Below are 4,799 nucleotides of genomic sequence, written 5' to 3' on the forward strand. Positions count from 1 at the left end.
CACCTCTTGACCGTGCCGCAATCCCGCAAATCCGCTCGCCGCGCTCGCTGGCCCTCGACCGGCCACCGCAGAGCGCGCCCAGATATCCACCAGCCGTCGCAAATCGTCGGACAACTTGTCGAGTTCAAGGCCATCCGCCGCGCATTCGTCAGCGACTTCACCGTCGCGCAACTCGTTGGGCCGACTCGATCTCAATCAACGAGCTCGCCCGCGGCGCTCAAATCCCCATAACGCCTGCCGCACCGCCTTACGTTTCTCACGCGCGGTTTCCTCCCTTGAGGCTTTCGGACGCCGGCCGCCGAATACGCCGCGCCCTCCCTCAAGCGGCCGGCATCCGAAACCCTTCACACAAGCGGAAGATCGCCGCCACCTGACTCGACGAAAATGTCATGGTCTTCCGATGCGCCGCCGAGAACACTTCATCAGTCAGCATCGCTGACCTGCCTCGGCAAAAACGTCTGTACGCTCGATGCCAGAAATGTAGCTGCATCGAAGAATTCGTTCTAGTCTTCCCGACGCTCGGTCAACCTTCACGAACTGACCTCGAGCGAGATGATGATCAAGAAATCCGACTGCTATTGCTGCTATGGTCGCGGCGCGACTTTCGTCCGCGCAAGTGGCGTTGGGACAAGCGCACTGGAGCGCGACTTCCACACGCTAAGACAGTTGACATTGTTCTAGGGACCGCTAGCGGCCCGTCGAGAAGATCGGGATCACATTGAACGAATTTCAACGGGAGGAACCGCGATGGGTAACAACTTGAAAAGCGCCTGTGACGGAGTTTTGCAAACTGTCGTGACAGGCAAAGACCGCGTCCCCGGCGTGGTGGCAATGATCACCGATCGCTCGACCAACATCTACGAAGGCGCCGCAGGCGAGCGTATGCTTGGCGGCGGTCAGCCAATGACGGCCGATACCGTCTTTGCCATCTTCTCGACCACCAAAGCGATCACGGGCACGGCCATCCTGCAATGCGTCGAGGAGGGCAAGCTCGACCTGGACGCCCCGGCCAAAACCTACGTTCCCGACATCGGCAAGCTGGAAGTGCTCGACGGATTCGGCGCCGACGGCAAACCGCTGCTGCGGGCGCCGAAACGCGACATCACCACCCGCATGCTGATGCTGCACACGGCTGGCCTGGGCTACGATTTCTTTAACGCCAGCTACTTCCGCCTAGCCCAGGAGCAGGGCCAGCCGAGCGTCGTCACCTGCTCGACGGCGTCGCTGATGACACCGCTCCTGTTCGATCCCGGCGACAAATGGGAATACGGCAGCAACATTGACTGGTGTGGCCAGATCGTCGAGAGCATCCGCGGCAAGCGCCTCGGCGAAGTCATGAAGGAGCGGATTTTTGCGCCGCTCGGGATGGAGGACATCGCCTTCTCGCTGACCCCCTCGATGCGGTCGCGCCTCGCCGTCATTCACCAGCGCGGAACCGACGGGTCGCTGACCCCGCTTCCCGACATGCAGCTGCCGCCTGATCCGGAAGTCCACATGGGCGGGCACGGGCTCTACGCCTCGATCGGCGAGTACATGAAGTTCATCCGCATGTGGCTGAACGATGGGGCGGGGCCGAATGGCCGCGTGCTCAAGCAGGAGACGGTCGCCGCCGCTGTCCGCAACGGCCTCAGGGCGGACCAGACCGTGGTCATGCTGCCTGGCGTGATTGCAACACTGTCGAACGATGCCGAGTTCTTCCCGGGTCTGAAGAAGTCCTGGTGCTACACCTTCATGCTCAACGACGAGGACGCGCCGACAGGAAGGCCGGCCGGGTCCCTTGGTTGGGCCGGACTCGCCAACACATTCTATTGGATCGACCGCAAAAACGGGATCGGTGGCTATTGGGCGACGCAGATCCTCCCCTTCGGAGATCCGACTTCGTTTGTCGGCTACGTGAACTTCGAGACGGCCGCCTATCAGAGCGACGAGGTGCGCGTGGCCGCGTAAGGGCGGCCGACCTGGCCTTCGAGCACGGACAATGCCGGTCTGACCTTTGGCCGGACGGGCGTCGCAACAACCCAACCGAAACGACGGCGCACAGAGAGACTTCTCTGGGCCGACAATGAGCGCTCACAACAGGAGGAACATCATGTTTGCGCAAGGTAGTTCGCCAGGAGCAAGCGCGAAGATCCAGTTCGACGCGGTCATCATTGGTGCAGGCTTCTCCGGCATGTACATGCTGCATTCGCTGCGCGACAAGCTCGACCTCAACGTCACCCTGTATGAGACCGGCGAAGGGGTTGGCGGCACCTGGTACTGGAATCGCTATCCCGGTGCGCGCTGCGATTCCGACAGCTACATCTATTGCTACACGTTCGACAAGAACCTGCTGCAGGAGTGGAACTGGTCCGAGCGCTATCCGGAGCAGGATGAGATTCTGCGCTATCTCGAGCATTGCGCCGAGCGCTTTGACCTGAAACCTGACATTCAATTCGGCAAACGCGTCATCGAGGTGGTCTTCGATGACGATAGCGGGCTTTGGACAGTGCGCACTGATAAGGGCGACACGGTGACGACCCGCTTTGTCATTACCGCGGTCGGAGCACTGTCGACCGCCAACATGCCTCCGTTCAAGGGTTTGGAATCGTTCAAGGGCAAGTGCTACCACACGAGCCAGTGGCCGCATGACGGCGTCGACTTCACCGCCAAACGCGTTGGCGTCATCGGCACCGGCGCCACTGCGGTACAGGCAATCCCGGAAATCGCGCAGCAGGCCAAGCACTTGACGGTGTTCCAGCGCACGCCCGCCTTCTGCGTGCCGGCGCGCAACGGCCGTGTCGATCCTGAGATCACCAAGGCACGCAAGGCCGATTACGACGGGATCCGCCAGCGCATCAAGGACTCGTTCTTTGGATTCGAACTGAATTTCCTGCCGAAGGGGGTCCTCGATACCACGCCCGAGGAGCGTGAGCAGGAGTTCGACAGGATGTGGGACGCCGGCGGCTTCGCGTTCTGGCTGGCCAACTACCAGGATATGTTTTTCTCCAAGGAAGCGAACGATATCATCGCCGACTACCTCAAGCGCAAGATCCGGTCGACCGTCAACGATCCTGTGGTCGCCGAGAAGCTGACGCCCAAGAACTATCCGTATGGCACCAAACGCCAGCCGCTGGACACCAACTATTTCGAAACGTTCAATAAGAAGAACGTGCTGCTGGTGGATGCGACCATCGACGGCCCGATCGAGGAAATCACGCCGACCGGCATTCGCGCGGGCGGCAAAGAGTATCCGCTTGATATCATCGTCATCGCCACCGGCTTCGATGCGTTGACCGGTCCGCTGAAGCAGCTTGGCATCAGGGGCCGCGGCGGCAGGATGCTGGCGCAGGAATGGCAGGCTGGCCCCCAGACGTATCTTGGGGTGGCTATTGCCGGCTACCCGAACCTGTTCACAATCACCGGCCCACAAAGCCCCTCCGTGCTGTCGAACATGCCGGTCTCGATCGAGCAGCATGTCGAGTGGATCACTGAATGCATCGCCCACATGCGAAGGAACAAGCTTTCGACCATCGAGGCGACAGCGCAGGCGCAGGACGCGTGGGCCGCTCACGTCGAGGAGGTCGTGAATTCAACCCTCATGATCACCGCCAATTCCTGGTACATGGGCGCCAACATCGACGGCAAGGCGCACCGCTTCTTGCCGTATCTCGGCCCGGAAGGCGTCGGCGGCTATCGCAGGAAGTGCGCCGAGGTCGCCGAAAAGGGCTACGAGGGCTTTGCGTTCGCGAGCCAGGGCCAGAGCGGAGCCATGCACCCGATCGCGGCCGAATAACCTGACAGTCCCTGACCGGGAGCGGCGTTGAGTATCGCCACTTCCGGCATGGCAGTCGTGGGAAGCCCTCGATGGAGTAAGGGAGGCTGCCATGCGGGCGGCCTCCCATACCTTGATGGTATCCCCACCCCACCGACTGCCGTCATGGAGACTCATCCCAACGTGGACATGAAACGACAGGGCTCGCGCCCATCCCGAAGTCACGTGTGGGCGTCGGATCGGTCTTGAACAACCGTTGTGCGGCCTCAGCGTTTGCGGCGCAGCGCTCGAGCCAGCGAGCCACGAGAAAATCGACCCGCGCGGCCAACTGCAGTTGAGCCGCTGCCAGCACAAGCCTCGCGTCCAGACTCCGGTCAGATCGTCTCTTGACGTCGTTGCGGGCGTTCATCTTGCCCTCCTGCCAGTTCGGCGGAGGGAGCTGCCCTGCGCCGAGAGTTACACGCTTGCTTTGCGGATCAGCCCTGTATCGAGCTGAAAATTCCGGCGCCACGTCATCACGGACATGCACGACCAATCGGCCAGCCGAATAAGTGGCCGGATGCGGGCGGCAATTTCCGCGATGTGTGTGCGTGCGTTGCGCATTACGGTCCTCAGGAGTGTAGGCAATTTCACCCGCTACGAATGTGATGATCTAAACACAGATAAAATTCAGAGCGTCAAATGTTTTATGTCACGAGGTGCGGAATTTGTGCGGGGCCAGCAATTTTCGAACGCCAGCGGGATCGGCTGGGTTCGAAAATTTCTGGCTATGGTTTGATGGCCGCTAATGGAATGGTCCGGCCGTGCTCCGGCCCTGCCAGTGCGAGAAGCTGGCAAGGGGCGCTCAAGACAAGGAGCACACGATGTCTTTAGAAGCTCAACGCAGCGATCGCCGNGATCGGCATCGATATCGGCAAGAACTCGTTCCACCGCGTGGGTCATGATCACCGCGGTGCCATCGTGCTGCGACAGAAGTGGTCACGCGGCCAGGTGGAAACGCGGCTCGCCAACCTGCCGCCGTGCTTGATCGGGATGGAGGCTTGCGTCG

At 61.1% G+C, this 4,799-nt stretch carries 4 protein-coding genes and 1 pseudogene; 3 read left to right on the forward strand and 2 right to left on the reverse strand.

Annotation, left to right across the window (positions count from 1 at the left end; translation table 11 throughout):
• The coding region (locus YY7_RS62830) for a hypothetical protein (protein WP_210164764.1) at positions 1-195 on the reverse strand (195 nt) is incomplete at its 3' end.
• Between the two features lie 552 nt (positions 196-747).
• Here YY7_RS62830 and YY7_RS0149450 point away from each other — a divergent pair.
• The gene (locus YY7_RS0149450) at positions 748-1,947 is read left to right on the forward strand and encodes a serine hydrolase domain-containing protein (protein ID WP_028169380.1); all 1,200 of its coding nucleotides are present in this window, start codon (positions 748-750) and stop codon (positions 1,945-1,947) included.
• 142 nt (positions 1,948-2,089) lie between these two features.
• Positions 2,090-3,772 (forward strand): flavin-containing monooxygenase, encoded by a 1,683-nt coding sequence (locus YY7_RS0149455; RefSeq protein ID WP_028169381.1) that lies wholly within the window; start codon positions 2,090-2,092, stop codon positions 3,770-3,772.
• Positions 3,773-3,914: 142 nt separating this feature from the next.
• Here YY7_RS0149455 and YY7_RS61660 read toward each other — a convergent pair whose 3' ends face one another.
• The gene (locus tag YY7_RS61660; RefSeq protein ID WP_155255692.1) at positions 3,915-4,160 is read right to left on the reverse strand and encodes a hypothetical protein; all 246 of its coding nucleotides are present in this window, start codon (positions 4,158-4,160) and stop codon (positions 3,915-3,917) included.
• Between the two features lie 479 nt (positions 4,161-4,639).
• Between YY7_RS61660 and YY7_RS61665 the strand changes: the two are divergent.
• Positions 4,640-4,799 (forward strand): annotated as a pseudogene (locus YY7_RS61665) (IS110 family transposase); the annotation flags it as partial.

The organism is Bradyrhizobium elkanii WSM2783 (genome assembly GCF_000472865.1).
In the GTDB taxonomy this organism is placed as follows: Bacteria; Pseudomonadota; Alphaproteobacteria; order Rhizobiales; family Xanthobacteraceae; genus Bradyrhizobium; species Bradyrhizobium elkanii_A.

Bases quoted from the DNA above. Each gene is read 5' to 3' on its own strand.
- YY7_RS61660 (WP_155255692.1), bottom strand. From the start codon at position 4,160: ATGAACGCCCGCAACGACGTCAAGAGACGATCTGACCGGAGTCTGGAC.
- YY7_RS0149455 (WP_028169381.1), top strand. From the start codon at position 2,090: ATGTTTGCGCAAGGTAGTTCGCCAGGAGCAAGCGCGAAGATCCAGTTC.
- YY7_RS0149450 (WP_028169380.1), top strand. From the start codon at position 748: ATGGGTAACAACTTGAAAAGCGCCTGTGACGGAGTTTTGCAAACTGTC.